The sequence below is a fragment of the Cupriavidus sp. GW822-FHT06G04 genome, assembly GCF_058799075.1.
In genome coordinates, this window is record NZ_JBXALD010000006.1 from 189,395 (window position 1) to 205,102 (window position 15,708).

Below are 15,708 nucleotides of genomic sequence, written 5' to 3' on the forward strand. Positions count from 1 at the left end.
CCGCCGACAAGCCCAGGGAGTGAGCCGATGACCCGCAACCGTCCGCTGCTTGGCTGCATCGCCGACGATTTCACCGGCGCGACCGATCTGGCCAATACGCTGGTGCGCAACGGCATGCGCACCGTGCAGACCATCGGCGTGCCGGCGTCGGCCAGCGGCGCCGATGTCGATACCGATGCCGACGCCATCGTCGTCGCGCTGAAGTCGCGCACGATCCCCGCGCGCGATGCCGTCGCGCAATCGCTGGCCGCGTTACGCTGGCTGCGCGAGCAAGGCTGCCGCCAGTTCGTCTTCAAGTACTGCTCGACCTTCGATTCGACCGACGCGGGCAACATCGGCCCCGTATCGGACGCGCTGCTCGATGCGCTGGGGAGCGACTTCACGATCGCCTGTCCGGCCTTCCCCGAGAACGGCCGCACGATCTTTCGCGGTCACCTGTTCGTGGCCGACGCGCTGCTGAACCAGTCGGGCATGGAACACCATCCGCTCACCCCGATGACCGATGCCAACCTCGTACGTGTCTTGCAACGGCAAAGCGCGTCGAAAGTGGGCCTGCTGCGTTACGACACGGTGGCCCAGGGCACGGGCGCAATCGGCGCGCGCATCGACGCACTGCGCGGCGAAGGCGTACGTCTGGCCGTTGCCGACGCCATCTCGGACGCCGATCTGCTGGCGCTGGGCGAAGCCTGTGCAGCGTTGCCGCTGATTACCGGCGGTTCGGGCATTGCGCTGGGCCTGCCCGAGAACTTTCGTCGCGCTGGCTTGCTGCCGGCGCGCAGCGACGCCGCACAGGTGCCGCCCGTCGACGGACACGGCGTAGTGCTGGCCGGCAGCGCATCGCGCGCCACCAACGCGCAGGTCGCCCACTGGATCGCGCAGCAACGCCCCGCGCTGAGGATCGACCCGCTGCGGCTGGCGCGCGGCGATGCGGTGGTCGACGAGGCGCTGGCCTTCGCACGCGATCACGATGCGGCCGTGCTGATCTACGCCACCGCGCAGCCAGACCAGGTGAAGGCCGTGCAGGCCGAACTGGGCGTGGCGCGCGCCGGCGAGCTGGTGGAGCACGCGCTGGCCGGCATCGCAGCGGGCCTCAAGGCGCGCGGCACGCGACGCTTCGTGGTCGCCGGCGGCGAAACGTCGGGCGCCGTGGTGCAGGCGCTTGGCGTGCAGGCGCTGCGCATCGGCAAACAGATTGCGCCGGGCGTGCCGGCCACGGTCACGCTCGATGCGCGGCCGTTGGCACTGGCGCTGAAGTCCGGCAACTTCGGCGGAGAGAACTTTTTCGACGAGGCGCTGCGGGCGCTGGGAGGCGCGCAATGAGCCAGGTCACGCCCCATCAAATCAGCCGGGAAAACGCGCTGCGCGAGGAAATCTGCCGGGTCGGCGCCAGCCTGTACCAGCGCGGCTATACCGTCGGCACGGCCGGCAATATCAGCGCGCGGCTCGACGACGGCTGGCTGATCACGCCAACCGACGCATGCCTCGGTACGCTCGACCCCGCCCGCGTGGCCAAGGTGGCCACGGATGGCAGTTGGGCGTCGGGCGACAAGCCGTCGAAGACGCTCGCACTGCATCGCTGTGTCTACGACAACAATCCCGCCGCGCAGGGCGTGGTCCACACGCATTCAACGCATCTCGTCGCACTGACGCTGGCCGGTGTCTGGCAGGACGACGACGTTCTGCCGCCGATCACACCGTACTACGTGATGAAGGTGGGACATATCCCGCTGATTCCGTATCACCGCCCCGGCGATCCGGCCGTGGCCGCGCGCGTAGCGCAACTGGCCAACGAGGTGCGCGGCGTGCTGCTGGCGCGGCTGGGCCCGGTGATGTGGGAAGACAGCGTGTCGCGTGCCGCCTATGCGCTCGAGGAGCTAGAGGAAACCGCCAAGCTCTGGCTGATGCTGGCGAACAAGCCCGCGCCGCTCGATGCCGACGCGCTGCAGGAACTGCGCGAGACCTTCAAGGCAAGGTGGTGACGCACAGCGTGTTGCGCCCGCATGACTAGCCATCATGTGCGGCGTTCAATGCCCGACGTCCCTGCGATTGTCGTCACGAACATCCCCGGGCACAGCGCTGATGGGCGCCACGGGCTTTGCCATTGCTGCGCCGCTCACCCACAATACGCCGGTGGCCATCGCGGCGCTGTCGATCGCTGACGCCGGCGAAGCTGGTCAACCGCTGAGCCCTTTTCTGAATCCGCTGTTAGACGTGTTGCAAGGAGACCTGACATGCCGCGCTTTGCCGCGAACCTCTCGATGATGTACACGGAGCACGATTTCCTGGACCGGTTTGCCGCCGCGGCCCGGGACGGCTTCCAGGCCGTCGAGTACCTGTTCCCGTACGACCATCCCGCTGCCGAGATCCGCAAGCGGCTCGACGACAACGGCCTGACCCAGGCGCTCTTCAACGCGCCGCCCGGAGACTGGGCCGCCGGCGAGCGCGGCATCGCCGCACTGCCCGGCCGCGAAACCGAGTTCCGCACGGCCTTTGCCCGCGCGCTTGAATATGCCGCCGTGATCGGCAACGACCGCGTGCATGTGATGGCAGGCATCGTCGCGGCCGACGCCGACCGCGCGCAATGTCGCGCCGTGTATCTGGAAAACCTCGCCTATGCTGCAGCGTCGGCGGCCGCGCATGGCCTGACCGTGCTGATCGAGCCGATCAACACGCGCGACATGCCGGGCTACTTCCTGAACCGGCAGGACGACGGCCAGACCATCTGCCAGCAGGTGGGCGCGGCAAACCTGAAGGTTCAGTTCGACTGCTACCACTGCCAGATCGTGGAAGGCGATATCGCCAAGAAACTGGCGCGCGACTTCGCCGGCATCGGTCATATCCAGATCGCCGGCGTGCCCGAGCGACACGAACCCGATATCGGCGAACTGAATTACCCGTATCTGTTCGACGTGATCGATCAACTCGGCTACACGGGCTGGATCGGCTGCGAATACCGCCCGCGCGCCGGCACGTCGGAAGGACTGGGCTGGCTCAAGCCGTACCTGAAGCACTAAACACAGGGAATACCGCCATCATGAATGTTCTGATTACCGGCGGCGCCGGTTTCCTGGGCCTGCAACTGGCGCGGCTGCTGCTGCAACGCGGCGCATTGCAGCTCGACGGCAATGCCGTCGCCATCGATCGCCTGACACTGCTCGACGTCGTGGCGCCGCAGATCGACGATGCGCGGGTGCGCGTGGTAACCGGCGACCTGTCCGATCCGGCCGTGCTCGCGCAAGCGATCGATCGCGATACGGGCGCCATCTTCCATCTGGCCGCCGTCGTCAGCGGCCAGGCCGAAGCCGACTTCGATCTCGGCATGCGTGTGAACCTCGACGCGTCGCGCGCGCTGCTGGAGACCTGCCGCCGGATCGGGCACGCGCCGCGCGTGGTGTTCACCAGTTCCGTCGCGGTCTATGGCGGCGAGCTGCCGCCCGTGGTGCAGGACGACACCGCGCTAAATCCGCAATCGTCGTATGGCGTGCAGAAGGCGATCGGCGAACTGCTGCTGTCCGACTACAGCCGGCGCGGCTTTGTCGACGGGCGTGTGCTGCGGCTGCCCACGATCAGCGTGCGTCCGGGCAAGCCGAATGCCGCCGCGTCGTCGTTTGCCAGCGGCATCATCCGCGAGCCGCTCTCCGGCATCGCGGCCAACTGTCCAGTGGCGCCCGACACGGCGTTGTGGCTGCTGTCGCCTCGCGGCGCGATCCAGGCGCTGGTCAACGGCATCGAACTCGATGGCGCACGCCTGGGCAATCGTCGCGTGGTCAATCTGCCGGGGCTATCGGTGACGGCGGCGCAGATGGTGGAAGCGCTGCGGCGCGTCGCGGGCGATGCGGTGGCCGACCGCGTAACCTGGCAGCGCGAGGCGCGCGTGGAAAACATCGTCGGCACCTGGCCAGCCGCGTGGGATGTCACGCGCGCGAAAGCGCTGGGCTTCGAGAGCGATGCGAGCTTCGACGATGTGATTCGCGCCTACGCCCAGGAAGCCGGCATCGCTCTGTAAGGCGCTCTGCTGCGGATGCGGGCCGACGCCGATCTGTCGGCCCGCGGTCTTTCCTGCCGGCGCGCCGGTCAGGCCGCCGGCTTTACCACTTCCCACGCGGCGATCGTTTCCCTTACCTGCGCGGGGATCGGCGCCGACGTCTGCGTCTTCGGGTCGGCGCACACGTAGACAATCTCGCCGGTGATCAAATGCTCGTCGCCGCGATACATCTCCACGCGGAACAGCATGCTTGAGCGCCCAAGCCGCGCCATGCGTCCCCGGATCTCCAGCATGTCGTCGAAGCGCGCCGAGGCGTGGTATTCGAGCGTGGATTTCACCACGAAGATATCGACACCATGCGCGTGCAGCACGTCTTCGGGGTAGCGGATACCTACCGCGCGCCAGTATTCGGTCACGCAGATATCGCAGTAAGTAAGGTAATGCGCGTTGAAGACGATCGATTGCGGATCGACTTCGGCCCAGCGTACGCGCAACGGCATGCTGTGGCGAAAATTCTCTTTGGCCATCTGTCGGGGCTCCAATGAAAAACGGGGCGCCCGTGTCGAGCGCCCCGTTGTCTTGCAATGCTTACTGACCCTTGGCCAGTCCCAGCTTTTCGATGATCGCGCGTTCGCGCTTGACCGTATCGGCCGCGAACGCCGCGTACTGGCTGCTGCCCATGTAGTACGGCTCCATGTCGAACTTGGCCAGCGACTCGCGGTAGTTCGGCATTTCCATCGCCTGCTTGAATGCGTCATGCAGCTTCTTGACGATGGCCGGATCGGTGCCCTTCGGCGCCACCAGGCCAAACGGCGAGGTCTGCACGATGCCCATGCCCAGTTCCTTGAGCGTCGGCACATTGGGGAAGCGCGCCGAGCGCTTGTCGCCCCAGGTGGACAGCAGGCGCAGCTTGCCCGATTCCACGTACTGCGCCCATGCCGGCGTGTCGGCCACCGACATCACATGGCCGCCCAGCAGCGCCTGCATCGATTCCGAATTGCCCTTGTACGGAATATGCGAGAACTGCACGCCCTGGCGCATCGCCAGTTCTTCCATCGTCAGGTGCAGCGTGGTCATCGATCCCGGCGAGCCGTAGGTCAGCTTGCCCGGGTTCGCCTTGGCATAGGCGATGTAGTCCTGCATCGTCTTGATCGGCGAATCGGCCGGCACCACCAGGCCGAAAGAATAGCCGGCCAGGTTGATCACGTAGGACAGGTCCTTGACCGGATCCCAGTTGATCTTGGTGGTGTACGGCAGGCGATACACCGGCATGGCCACCTGCGCGAGCGTGTAGCCGTCCGGTGCGGTCGATTGCATCATCTGCGCGGGCAGCACGCCGCCTGCGCCGGGCTTGTTCTCGACGATCACCGGCTGACCGAGGATCTTCGAGGCGTTGTCCGCGAGCACGCGGAACGGAATATCGGTGGACCCGCCCGCGGTGTAGCCGATTACCAGGCGGATCGGACGATTGGGAAATTTGTCCGCCTGGGCGTGGGCCGGCATGGCGGCCAGACCGATGGCGGCCGATGCGGCGAACAGGCCCGCGCGGGCCAGAAAGTGGCGGCGTTGCATAAGTCTTGTCTCCTTCTTCTGCTGCAAAAATGCGCTATTGCGACTTCGATAAAACCATTGCGGGCCGCCCCTGATTCTTGTGCGGGGTCGGACCGAAAACTTGCTGGCGCCTACGCCATGCCGAACGCGCCCTTCAGCGCGGCGACGGCATCGGCATGGGCGCCCGCTACGGCGGCGACAAAGCGGCCGAGCTTGAAAAAATCGTGAATCATCGTCGGATAGTCGGCCAGCGCCACGTCGACACCGGCCGCCGCGAGCTTGGCGGCATACGCCACGCCTTCGTCATGCAACGGGTCATAGCCGGCCACCGCGATCCAGGCCGGGCACACGTTTCGCACGTCGGCCCCGCGGCCGCCGCCGTCGAGCGGCGCGAAGCGCCAGTCGTCGCGGCTGGCGTCGCGATCGAGATACTGCGCAAAAAACCACTGGATCATGTCGGACGTCAGCAGATAGCCATCGGCCAGCGCGCGGTGCGACGGCATGTCCTGGCGTGCGCTGGTGCCGGGATAGATCAGCATCTGCAACACCGGCTTCAAACCCTTGTCGCGCGCTTCGACGGCGCAGGCCGCGGCCAGCGTGCCGCCCGCACTGTCGCCACCCAGCGCGATCCGCGCCGGATCGGCGCCCAGCCGCGCGGCGTCTTCGAAGGCCCAGTGCAAGACATCGAACGCGTCGTTGGCCGCGGTCGGAAATTTCCAGTCCGGCCCGAGCCGATAATCGACTGACAGCACCAGGCACTGTGCGCCGTTGCAGAACATGCGGCACAACGGGTCATGAGATGCGATGCTGCCCACCGTGAAACCGCCGCCATGAAAGTAGATCAGCAACGGCAGCGGATCGGCCCAGCTAGCCTCGCGTGGCGCGTATAGCCGCACCGGAATCGGATAGCCATCGCGCGCGGTCACGGTGAAATTCTCGACGCCGTGCACGGCAGCCGGCGAAATATCGAGAATCGGCGCGCTCTTTTCATATCCGATCTTCGCGTCCGCCGGATCGAGCGTATGGATGGCCGGCCGCTTGGCCCGCGCGATCAGCTCCAGCAGCTGCGCGACCTGCGGGTCGAGCGGCTGGTCGGGCAAGCCGGGCGTGGACGGAGAAGGCTGAGCGGACATGTTGACGGTCGAAATCGGACAGGCGGTCAATGGTAGACCGGCGACCGACCGGGGCATACCACAACCATGGGGTTCGAATAGTGAACGATCGTTCGATTTCCGTATCATGCCAGCGTTTGTGGCGTGCAGCATTCCGAAATAACCCTCAAGACAACCGCTGTCGCAGCTTTTGCGCGATCACCGGCCATGCTGCCAACCGCACGTTCGCCGCCTATGCTTGGAAGACGCCACACGACACACGACACAAGCCACCAGTTGGTCCTATCAAAACAGGAGACACCATGACAGGCGAACACTTGCAGGTTGTGCACGGGGATATCACGCGGATGGAAGTCGACGCGATCGTCAATGCGGCCAATAGCGGGCTGCTGGGCGGCGGTGGCGTCGATGGCGCGATCCACGGCGCGGGCGGTCCGGCGATCATGGAAGCCTGCCGCGCCATCCGCGATGCGCAAGGCGGCTGTCCGACCGGCGAGGCGGTCATCACGACGGGCGGCCGGCTGCCGGCGCCGTACGTGATTCATGCGGTGGGACCGGTGTGGCAAGGTGGCGGCCAGAACGAGGATGCGCTGCTGGCCAGCGCCTATCGCAACAGCATACGCATCGCTGCGGCGCACAATCTGCGCACGCTGGCGTTCCCGAACATCAGCACCGGGATCTACGGCTTTCCACGCGAGCGCGCCGTCGACATTGCGATCGCCGCGGTACGCGAGGCGCTGGCCAAGGCGCCGTCGCTCGAACAGGTCACCTTTGTCTGCTTCGACGACCAGAACTATCGGCTCTATCGCGAACGCCTGACCTGAAGCCGCATCGGCTGCGCGCCGCGCGCACAAACGCCAATGGCGCCCGGTCAAGGCGCCATTGGCTTATACACGGCCCGCTTGCGCCCGTCAGGGCAGCGCGCTGCGGATCAGCAGGTTGATCCGTTCGGGCTGTTCATGGATCACCCAGTGCGTGGCTTCGGGGATCCGTTCGAGTCGCATGTCGGGCACGAATTCTTCGAGTCCGTCTACCAGCGATTTAGGCAATGCACGGTCGTTTTCGCCCCAGATCACCAGCGTCGGCACGCGCACCACGAACATCGACGGATCGAGCCGCGAAATGTCGGGCGCCGCCTCGCCGGGCGCGGGCGGATGCATCGGCGACGCGCGGTAATAATTCACGCCGCCCGTCATCGGATGCGAACCGTCGTCGCCCGCCTGGGACCATGCGGCGTGATAGCGCGCGCGGGTTTCGCCGGCAAACCACGTCGGCAGACGGTCCGCCCCGCCGGCCAGCATGTTTTCCAGCAGCGCGAAGTCGTTGGCCGCCAGCGCTTGTTCGGAGCCAGGCTTGCGCAGCCAGTTCATATACGCCGACGCCTGCTGCTGCGCAGGATCGGATGACAACGCTCGCGCAAACACATACGGATGCGGCGAGTTGATGATGATGAAGCGGTCGATCAGCTCGGGGAACTGCGCGGCCAGGTTCCAGCAGATCGCGCCGCCCCAGTCGTGGGCGACGATCGTACAGCGCTGGTAGCCCAGCACGCGGATGAACTGCACCAGATCCTCGACCAGCTGCTTCGGCTTGTAGGCCTCCACCGCAGCCGGCTTGCTGGACAGGTTGAAGCCGCGCAGATCGGGCGCGACCGCGAAATGCGTCTGGCCGAACTCGGCCAGTTGATGTTCCCATGCGTACCAGAACTCCGGAAAGCCGTGCACGAACAACATCAGCGGCTTGCCCGGCTCCCCTGCACTGCCGTAATGCAATCGCGTGCCGTTGGGCAGGTTCGCGAATTGCAGGTGATGAATCACGGCGGGTGCAGTCATCATGGTCTCCCTGGCTATCTCTGCCATCACAGGTCTCCCGATCGACGATGCAAGAAAGTGGCCAGGTCAGCCGCGCAGTGCGGCAACCAGGTTGGCGCGGACTTCCGGCTTGTCGCCGAACGGATCGCCAGGATTGCGCTGGTTGACGATGTCCTCCATGCGATGCCGAACCGTGGCCAGGGCCTGTGGGTGGGAATAAATATAGAAGCTTTCGTCGCGAATGGCGTCGAACGTCATCTGTGCAACATCGGCGGCAGTCACCTTGCCCGAATTGACTGCCTTGTCCGATAACGCCTGCGACACCAGCTGCGAGCGCGTGGGCGGTGCGTCGTTGGACAGACCCGCGGGCCGGTTGCGTTGCGACTGGCTGATGCCGGTCGGCACAAAGTACGGGCATAGCACCGAGCAATGCACCTGCTCGGTGACCAGGCTCAGATCCTGATACAGCGATTCCGACAGCGACACGACCGCGTGCTTCGACACGTTGTACACGCCCATGGCCGGCGGATTGAGCAGGCCCGCCATCGACGCCGTATTGACGATATGACCCTGGAACGACGGATCCTTCTGCGCGGCGGCCAGCATCAGCGGCGTGAAGATGCGCACACCGTGGATCACGCCATACAGGTTCACACCAAGCACCCAGTCCCAGTCCTTCTCGGTGTTTTCCCAGAGCAGGCCGCCAGCGCCCACACCGGCGTTGTTGAACAGCAGATGGACTTCGCCAAACGCGGTCATCGTGGCGTCTGCCAGCGCCTGCACCTGCTCGGCCTTCGACACGTCGGTGCGCAGGCCGATCACCTGGACACCCTGGGCCTTGAACTCGGCCACGGTGGTGTCGAGCGCATCCTCCTGGACGTCAGCCAGCACCAGCTTCATGCCAAGTTGCGCGCCGATTCGTGCAAATTCCTTGCCGAATCCGGACGCGCCGCCAGTGATCACGGCCACCTTGCCTTCGAACTGCTTCATGGTTGTCTCCTCCGCCTCTGATTTTTTGTGTCGGATGAATGCGTTCAGGCCGCGGCCTGGACGTGATAGTTCTGTCGCGGGAAATGCACGTTGACCGCACCAGCACGCGGATCCTGGCGACGGATCGTGACCACGCGCTCGCTCAGCGTCAGCAGCAGGCCGGACACCGGGTCTTTCGCGTAGTCGGTCGGTGTGACCGTCACGGCGTCGCCCGCGGCAAAGCCACCGCCGGGCAGAATCGTCGAGTCATGCGGCAGCGGATCGTGGTTGTACGCTTCGGCCACGGCCGATTCGGACGGAATCACGCGCAACTTGCCGTGCCCATACGCCTGCATGCGCGCGAACCACGTCTTGACCAGCGGATAGCCATCGAGCAGCGCGGCCAGCGGCGTGGCGCGGCGGATGAACCAGATGCAATGGAACAGCGAGAAATCCGCGATCGACAGCTCCGGACCGGCCACATGCTGCACGCCCGCCGCGAACTGTTCCTGCAAGCGCGCCAAGGTTTCGTGCAGCATGGCCGCCGCTTCGGGCAACGGCATGCGCAACGCGTTGGTATCGCCGCGCATCGCCTTGCGGTCGGCCATGAACGCCTGGATCTGTGCCGGTGTCAGGTGCGCCAGCATGGCCTGCACACCGGCCGGCTGCATGGTGTACGCCACCGTTGCCGTGAACAGCGCGCTGTCGATCCACGCAGCCGCGAGGCGCGACTGCGCCGCTTGCAAAGCAGGATAGAGCGGCGGATTCGGTGCCAGCCGGTCAAGTACTTCGCAGATCAGCGCCGAATCGCAGTAGATATCCGCGCCGATCTGCATCACCGGCGTGCGGCGATAGCCGCCGGTCAGCGCGATCACGTCGGGCTTGGGCATGATCGGCGGGATTTCCACCGCGTTCCAGGACAAGCCCTTGGCGCCCAGTACAAGGCGGACTTTTTCCGAGAACGGCGACGTGGCGTACTGGTGAAGAATGATGTCAGGCATCCTGCCTTTCCTTTTCGAGTGAGAGTGCAACCCTCTTAATCGAGCAGATCCGGCTGTTCTTTAACGATCCGCGCGTAAAGCGGCTGGAACTGGAACCATCCGGCCTGCGCCGTGCCGACGATCGAGTACGCCTGGCGCGCCGCCGCGTCGCTGATCGTGCGCGGCGGCTCGCCCGTGCGGGCCGCGGCCGATTCGGCCAGGATCTGCACCTGGCACGAGCGCTCCATCGTGATGAACCACCACGCGGCTTCGTCCACGGTCTTGCCGACCGTCAGCAGGCCATGATTCTGCAGGATTGCCGCCTTGTTGGCGCCCAGCGCGTTGGCAATGCGCTGGCCTTCGTCCAGTTCCACCACCACGCCACCAAAATCGTCGTACAGCGCGTGATCGTTATAGAACGCGCAGACGTCCTGTGTCAGCGGATCGAGCTTGCGGCCCAGTGTCGACCAGGCGCGTCCGTAAGTGCTGTGCGAATGCGCGGCCGCGACGGCGTCGCTGCGCGTCTGATGCACGCGCGAGTGAATCGCGAACGCGGCGGCGTTGACCGGATAATCGCCCTCGACCACGTTGCCGTGGTGATCGCAGCGGATCAGGTTCGATACCTTGACCTGGCTGAAATGGACGCCGAACGGATTGACCCAGAACGTGTCGGCAAACTCGGGGTCGCGCGCCGTGATATGGCCGGCCACGCCTTCGTCGAAGCCGAACTTCGAAAACAGCCGGAACGCCGCCGCCAGCCGTTGCTTGCGATGCAGGCGCTCCTGCGCCGGGGTGTCGAAGCTCGGTGGTCGCGGCAGGTTGCGGTAGCGGGCCTTGACCTCTTCGGACAAGCCCGCGGCGATGTCGTCGTTGTCCGCTGGCGATTGAGGGGCGTTCATGGCTGTCTCCGGTTCTTTTGCGGGAAGGTCGTGGCGCCGATACGCGCGGCGCCGCGCGGGTCAGGCGAGCTTGACCAGTTGCTTGCCGAAATTCTTGCCCTTGAGCAGGCCCATGAATGCTTCGGGCGCGCTGGCCAGGCCTTCGGCGATGCTTTCGCGGAACTTGAGCTTGCCCTGCGCCACGAAGCCGCCAAGCTCCTTGAGCGCCTGCGGCCAAACGTCCATGTGCTCGGAAACGATGAAGCCTTCGATCTTGCAACGCGACACCAGGATCGCGCGCGGGTTGCGCATCGGCATATCCTGGCCGTCGTAGCCGGCGATCAAGCCGCACACGGCGATGCGGGCAAACGGATTCAGGCGGGCCATCACCACATCGAGAATGTCGCCGCCGACGTTTTCAAAATAGCCGTCGACACCCTTGGGCGTGACCGCCTTGACCATCGCGTAGAGTTCCTTGGCGTCCTTGGCGGCCTTGTAGTCCACGCAGGCGTCGAAGCCCAGTTCGCCGGTCACGTAGTCGCACTTTTCCTTCCCGCCGGCCACACCCACCACATAGCAGCCCGCCAGCTTGGCCAGTTGGCCAACCACGCTGCCCACGGCGCCGGAAGCCGCGCTTACCACGATGGTTTCGCCCGCCTTCGGCGCGATGATCTTGTTCAGGCCGTACCACGCCGTCACGCCGGGCATGCCGACCGAACCCAGATAGGCCGAAAGCGGAATGTGGGTGGTATCGACCTTCTGCATGCCGCCGCCATCGGTCACGCCGATTTCCTGCCAGCCAAACATGCCGACCACCTTGTCGCCAACGTTCCACTTCGGATTCTTGCTGGCGATGACTTCGCCGACGGTGCCGCCGATCATTACCTCGTTCAACGGCTGCGGATCGGCATACGACTTGCCTTCGCCCATGCGGCCGCGCATGTACGGATCCAGCGACAGGAAATGATTGCGGACCATCACCTGGCCATCGGCCAGTTCGGGCACGGGCACTTCCTCCAGGCGGAAGTTATCGGGCGTGACCGCTGCAGTGGGGCGCGAGGCCAGGACGATGCGCTTGTAGGTTTGCTTCGACATATTCGTTTCCTTCGCTCTTGTGGAGGTACGTGAGTGGAGTGGAACAGCGCGACGGCGATCGGTCGATCAGCCGTCCGCGCCGGAATCGGCCGCACCGATCTGGCGCTTGGGCGGCTTGCGGTTGATGAACTTGAACGTGCCCGACGCCTTCGACACGATCTTGTCGTCGGCATCGACGATCTCGCCTTCGCAGAACACCATCGTCAACGTGCGATGCACGGCAACCCCGCGCGCCCTGAGCTTGCCGCGCCCGGGCGCCATGAAGCTGGTCTTCATTTCGATCGTCACGACGCCGCGGCCTTCGGCATCGGTCGAACGGCCGGCAATGGCCATGGCCACATCGAGCAGCGTCATGAGGACGCCGCCGTGCGCCATGTCCCAGCTGTTCTCGTGACGCTTCTGCAGGTCGAGCTCGATCTCGCTGCGGCCGCCCTCCATGTAGTTGCACAGCACGCCGAGATCGGCAAGAAAGGGAATATTGAGTTGGCGTTGAGTCATGGTCTGGGGCAACGAAAATATGTGGGCCGCATTATGCGCCCGGTTGCCGTGCGCGCATCGATGGATGCACGGCAAGCCTCTGCATCGTCAGACTGCGCTCACGCCACCATCCACGGCCAGCACCTGGCCGGTGATGTGCTTGCCGGCGTCGCTGGCAAACAGCAGCGCCGCGCCCTTCAGGTCTTCGTCGTCGCCGAGCCGGCGCAGCGGCACGCCTTCGCACATCTTTTCCACGCCAAGACGCTCCAGCGATCCCTTGGTCATCTTCGACGGAAAAAAGCCCGGCGCCAGCGCGTTCACGGTGATGTTGTGCTCGCCCCATTCCGCGGCCAGCGTGCGCGTGAAATTGATCACCGCGCCTTTGGACGTGTTGTAGGCAATGGTGTCCATCGATCCGGGCGGGTTGCCCGACAGGCCCGCAATCGACGCCACGTTGATGATGCGGCCGTGCCGCCGCGGAATCATCGACAGCTTGCCGATCTTCTGCGACAGCAGAAACAGCCCGCGGATGTTCAGGTTCATCACCTTGTCCCACGCTTCGATGGGATGGTCTTCGGCCGGCGCGCCCCAGGTGGCGCCGGCGTTGTTGACGAGGATGTCGACGTGGCCGAGCTTGGCCAGTGTTTCGTCGGCCAGCCGCGCGATGTCTTCGTCGCGCGCGCCGTCGGCGGCGATCCATTCGGCCTCGATGCCGCGCGCCTTCAGGTGCGCCTGCGCCGATTGCAGTTCGTCAGCCTTGCGGGCCGACAGCACCAGACGCGCGCCCTGCTCGCCCAGCGCCTCGGCAATCTGTAGGCCAAGGCCGCGCGAGCCGCCCGTGATCAGCGCGGTACGTCCCTTGAGGTCGAACAGTTGTTGAATGCTTCGCATGTTGTCTCCCATTTCTTGATAGTTCTCGCAGGGGCGCCCAGCGCAATGCGCTGGCGCTCCGCGGTTAAAACCAGGCGTCCTGCATGTCGAGCGTGGTGCGATCGAGCGACGCCAGCAGATCGAGCTGCGGGTAGATCCTGGGCAGTTCGAAGCGGAAGAAATACGCCGTGGCCGCCAGCTTGCCGCGATAGAAGTCAGCGTCGTCACCGTGGGCCGACGCCATCGCGGCGTGCGCCACCAGCGCCTGTTCGAGCCAGATCCACGCCACCACGACGTGGCCGAATGCTTCGAGATAGACCGATGCGTTGGCCAGCGTCACGCTCGGATCGCCGGCCGCCCACAAGGTGCGCGTGACTTCGGCCAGCCTCGCAGTGGCCGCGCCGAGCGCGCGGGCCTGCTCGCCCAGCGTGGCGTCGCCGCTGTTCGCCGCCTGTTCGCAGGTGGCCTGCACCCGCTTGCCGAGCAGCTGGAACGCGGCGCCATCCTGCATCACGACCTTGCGGCCCAGCAGGTCCAGACCCTGAATGCCATGCGTGCCTTCATGGATCGGGTTGAGGCGATTGTCGCGATAGAACTGCTCGACGTTGTATTCGCGTGTGTAGCCATAGCCGCCATGCACCTGGATCGCCAGGTTGTTGGCTTCCAGGCACCACTGTGACGGCCAGCTCTTGGCGATCGGCGTGAGGATATCGAGCAGCAGCGAAAGCTCGCGCTGTCGATCGGCCTGCCCGGCCGCCTTGGCGGCGTGTTCGTCGTCCACCAGCCGCGCGCAATAGAGATTCAGCGCCAGTCCGCCTTCCACATAGCTCTTTTGCGCCAGCAGCATGCGGCGCACATCGGCATGTTCGACCAGCTTGACCTGCGGCGACGCCGGATCCTTGCCTTGCGGGCCCATCGGGCGGCCCTGCGGGCGATTGCGCGCGTAATCGAGCGCGTGCAGGTAGCCGGTATAGCCCAGCGCGACGGCGCCCAGGCCGACGCCGATGCGCGCCTCGTTCATCATATGGAACATGCAGGCCAAGCCCTTGTGCGGCTCGCCCACCAGATAACCGATGGCGCCTGCCTTGCCGTTCGGGCGGTGTTTCATGCCTTCGCCGAAGTTCAGCAGGCAATTGGTCGTGCCGCGATAGCCCATCTTGTGGTTCAGGCCGGCCAATACGACATCGTTATGCTCGCCGAGCGACCCGTCCTCGTTGACCAGGAATTTCGGCACGATGAACAGCGAGATGCCTTTCACGCCCGGGATCAGCTTGCCATCCGGGCCGGGGATCTTGGCCAGCACAAGATGCACGATGTTGTCCGACAATTCGTGCTCGCCGGCCGAGATCCACATCTTGTTGCCACGCAGCCGGTATTGCTGGCCCAGCGGCGATTCGCCCTCGTAATCGGCGCGCGTGGTGATGTCGGACAGCGACGAACCCGCTTGCGGCTCCGAGAGACACATCGTGCCAAAGAACCGCCCTTCCAGTTCCGGTCGCACGAAGGTATCGATCTGCGCCGGCGTGCCGTGGGTCAGCAGCAGGTTTGCATTGCCGATGGTCAGAAACGGATATGAGCTGGTGCCGACGTTGGCGGCCTTGAAGTACGCGAATGCGGCTTTTTCCAGCGTCACCGGCAATTGCATGCCGCCGTACTCGTAGTCCTGCCCCGCCGCCATCAGGCCGGCCTCGCAGAATGCCTTCAGCGCGACCTTGACTTCGGGAATGATGGTGACCGTTTCGCCATCGAAATGCGGCTCCTGCGCGTCGCTTTTCTTGTTGTGCGGCGCAAACAGATCGGTGGCGATTTTCTCGCAGGTATCGAGCGCGGCGTCGAAAGTTTCTCGCGAATGATCTGCGTAGCGGGGAATCTGCGTCAGTGACTCGGCCTTCAGCCATTCGTACAGGACGAAATTGAGATCACGGCGGGAGAGAATCAGCGACATGGGAGAAGTGACTCCGGGCTGAAAACTGCGCGGCA

The 15,708-nt window shown here is 65.1% G+C and carries 16 protein-coding genes; 5 read left to right on the forward strand and 11 right to left on the reverse strand.

Going from position 1 to position 15,708, the window contains the following annotated elements; genetic code table 11:
* Window positions 1–27 precede the first annotated feature (27 nt).
* From otnK to denD, 4 genes are all read left to right on the forward strand, one after another.
* Window positions 28–1,320 (forward strand): 3-oxo-tetronate kinase, encoded by a 1,293-nt coding sequence (gene otnK, locus AC1RKI_RS15600; protein WP_492796361.1) that lies wholly within the window; start codon window positions 28–30, stop codon window positions 1,318–1,320.
* 20 nt (window positions 1,321–1,340) lie between these two features.
* Window positions 1,341–1,979, forward strand: coding sequence for a 3-oxo-tetronate 4-phosphate decarboxylase (gene otnC, locus AC1RKI_RS15605; protein WP_061957792.1), 639 nt, complete (start codon window positions 1,341–1,343; stop codon window positions 1,977–1,979).
* 252 nt (window positions 1,980–2,231) lie between these two features.
* Window positions 2,232–3,014, forward strand: a complete 783-nt coding sequence (gene otnI, locus AC1RKI_RS15610) for a 2-oxo-tetronate isomerase (RefSeq protein ID WP_492796359.1) — start codon at window positions 2,232–2,234, stop codon at window positions 3,012–3,014.
* 20 nt (window positions 3,015–3,034) lie between these two features.
* Complete coding sequence (denD, locus tag AC1RKI_RS15615; protein ID WP_492796357.1) at window positions 3,035–4,006, forward strand: D-erythronate dehydrogenase; 972 nt, start codon at window positions 3,035–3,037, stop codon at window positions 4,004–4,006.
* A gap of 68 nt (window positions 4,007–4,074) precedes the next feature.
* On the opposite strand, the gene AC1RKI_RS15620 is transcribed toward denD, so the two are convergent.
* The 3 genes from AC1RKI_RS15620 to AC1RKI_RS15630 form a co-directional block, all read right to left on the reverse strand.
* A complete protein-coding gene (locus tag AC1RKI_RS15620) occupies window positions 4,075–4,512 on the reverse strand; it encodes a YbgC/FadM family acyl-CoA thioesterase (RefSeq protein ID WP_492796356.1) in 438 nt (145 codons plus the stop codon).
* A 61-nt stretch (window positions 4,513–4,573) separates the two neighbouring features.
* Window positions 4,574–5,557, reverse strand: coding sequence for a tripartite tricarboxylate transporter substrate binding protein (locus AC1RKI_RS15625; protein WP_061957748.1), 984 nt, complete (start codon window positions 5,555–5,557; stop codon window positions 4,574–4,576).
* 110 nt (window positions 5,558–5,667) lie between these two features.
* The gene (locus AC1RKI_RS15630; protein ID WP_061957749.1) at window positions 5,668–6,669 is read right to left on the reverse strand and encodes an alpha/beta hydrolase; all 1,002 of its coding nucleotides are present in this window, start codon (window positions 6,667–6,669) and stop codon (window positions 5,668–5,670) included.
* 281 nt (window positions 6,670–6,950) lie between these two features.
* Here AC1RKI_RS15630 and AC1RKI_RS15635 point away from each other — a divergent pair, with 281 nt between their 5' ends.
* Window positions 6,951–7,472, forward strand: a complete 522-nt coding sequence (locus AC1RKI_RS15635; RefSeq protein WP_492796354.1) for an O-acetyl-ADP-ribose deacetylase — start codon at window positions 6,951–6,953, stop codon at window positions 7,470–7,472.
* Window positions 7,473–7,559: 87 nt separating this feature from the next.
* Here the strand turns inward: AC1RKI_RS15635 and AC1RKI_RS15640 are convergent, their stop codons facing one another.
* From AC1RKI_RS15640 to AC1RKI_RS15675, 8 genes are all read right to left on the reverse strand, one after another.
* Window positions 7,560–8,480 (reverse strand): alpha/beta fold hydrolase, encoded by a 921-nt coding sequence (locus tag AC1RKI_RS15640; RefSeq protein WP_244787641.1) that lies wholly within the window; start codon window positions 8,478–8,480, stop codon window positions 7,560–7,562.
* A 66-nt stretch (window positions 8,481–8,546) separates the two neighbouring features.
* A complete protein-coding gene (locus AC1RKI_RS15645) occupies window positions 8,547–9,449 on the reverse strand; it encodes an SDR family oxidoreductase (RefSeq protein ID WP_061957752.1) in 903 nt (300 codons plus the stop codon).
* Between the two features lie 44 nt (window positions 9,450–9,493).
* Entirely contained in the window at window positions 9,494–10,429 is a 936-nt protein-coding gene (locus AC1RKI_RS15650) for a glutathione S-transferase family protein (RefSeq protein WP_492796351.1), read from the reverse strand.
* 35 nt (window positions 10,430–10,464) lie between these two features.
* Window positions 10,465–11,307 (reverse strand): class II aldolase/adducin family protein, encoded by an 843-nt coding sequence (locus tag AC1RKI_RS15655; protein ID WP_150979023.1) that lies wholly within the window; start codon window positions 11,305–11,307, stop codon window positions 10,465–10,467.
* 60 nt (window positions 11,308–11,367) lie between these two features.
* On the reverse strand, window positions 11,368–12,381 hold the full coding sequence (locus tag AC1RKI_RS15660) for an NADP-dependent oxidoreductase (protein WP_061957755.1): 1,014 nt from the start codon (window positions 12,379–12,381) through the stop codon (window positions 11,368–11,370).
* Window positions 12,382–12,447: 66 nt separating this feature from the next.
* The gene (locus tag AC1RKI_RS15665) at window positions 12,448–12,879 is read right to left on the reverse strand and encodes a PaaI family thioesterase (protein ID WP_061957756.1); all 432 of its coding nucleotides are present in this window, start codon (window positions 12,877–12,879) and stop codon (window positions 12,448–12,450) included.
* 87 nt (window positions 12,880–12,966) lie between these two features.
* On the reverse strand, window positions 12,967–13,749 hold the full coding sequence (locus tag AC1RKI_RS15670) for an SDR family oxidoreductase (protein WP_061957757.1): 783 nt from the start codon (window positions 13,747–13,749) through the stop codon (window positions 12,967–12,969).
* Between the two features lie 64 nt (window positions 13,750–13,813).
* Entirely contained in the window at window positions 13,814–15,673 is a 1,860-nt protein-coding gene (locus AC1RKI_RS15675; RefSeq protein ID WP_492796347.1) for an acyl-CoA dehydrogenase, read from the reverse strand.
* Window positions 15,674–15,708 lie beyond the last annotated feature (35 nt).

What these genes read in the sequence shown, in the direction of transcription:
- otnK (WP_492796361.1), top strand. Translation starts at nt 28, where the DNA reads ATGACCCGCAACCGTCCGCTGCTTGGCTGCATCGCCGACGATTTCACC.
- otnI (WP_492796359.1), top strand. Translation starts at nt 2,232, where the DNA reads ATGCCGCGCTTTGCCGCGAACCTCTCGATGATGTACACGGAGCACGAT.
- denD (WP_492796357.1), top strand. Translation starts at nt 3,035, where the DNA reads ATGAATGTTCTGATTACCGGCGGCGCCGGTTTCCTGGGCCTGCAACTG.
- AC1RKI_RS15620 (WP_492796356.1), bottom strand. Translation starts at nt 4,512, where the DNA reads ATGGCCAAAGAGAATTTTCGCCACAGCATGCCGTTGCGCGTACGCTGG.
- AC1RKI_RS15625 (WP_061957748.1), bottom strand. Translation starts at nt 5,557, where the DNA reads ATGCAACGCCGCCACTTTCTGGCCCGCGCGGGCCTGTTCGCCGCATCG.
- AC1RKI_RS15630 (WP_061957749.1), bottom strand. Translation starts at nt 6,669, where the DNA reads ATGTCCGCTCAGCCTTCTCCGTCCACGCCCGGCTTGCCCGACCAGCCG.
- AC1RKI_RS15635 (WP_492796354.1), top strand. Translation starts at nt 6,951, where the DNA reads ATGACAGGCGAACACTTGCAGGTTGTGCACGGGGATATCACGCGGATG.
- AC1RKI_RS15640 (WP_244787641.1), bottom strand. Translation starts at nt 8,480, where the DNA reads ATGACTGCACCCGCCGTGATTCATCACCTGCAATTCGCGAACCTGCCC.
- AC1RKI_RS15645 (WP_061957752.1), bottom strand. Translation starts at nt 9,449, where the DNA reads ATGAAGCAGTTCGAAGGCAAGGTGGCCGTGATCACTGGCGGCGCGTCC.
- AC1RKI_RS15650 (WP_492796351.1), bottom strand. Translation starts at nt 10,429, where the DNA reads ATGCCTGACATCATTCTTCACCAGTACGCCACGTCGCCGTTCTCGGAA.
- AC1RKI_RS15655 (WP_150979023.1), bottom strand. Translation starts at nt 11,307, where the DNA reads ATGAACGCCCCTCAATCGCCAGCGGACAACGACGACATCGCCGCGGGC.
- AC1RKI_RS15660 (WP_061957755.1), bottom strand. Translation starts at nt 12,381, where the DNA reads ATGTCGAAGCAAACCTACAAGCGCATCGTCCTGGCCTCGCGCCCCACT.
- AC1RKI_RS15665 (WP_061957756.1), bottom strand. Translation starts at nt 12,879, where the DNA reads ATGACTCAACGCCAACTCAATATTCCCTTTCTTGCCGATCTCGGCGTG.
- AC1RKI_RS15670 (WP_061957757.1), bottom strand. Translation starts at nt 13,749, where the DNA reads ATGCGAAGCATTCAACAACTGTTCGACCTCAAGGGACGTACCGCGCTG.
- AC1RKI_RS15675 (WP_492796347.1), bottom strand. Translation starts at nt 15,673, where the DNA reads ATGTCGCTGATTCTCTCCCGCCGTGATCTCAATTTCGTCCTGTACGAA.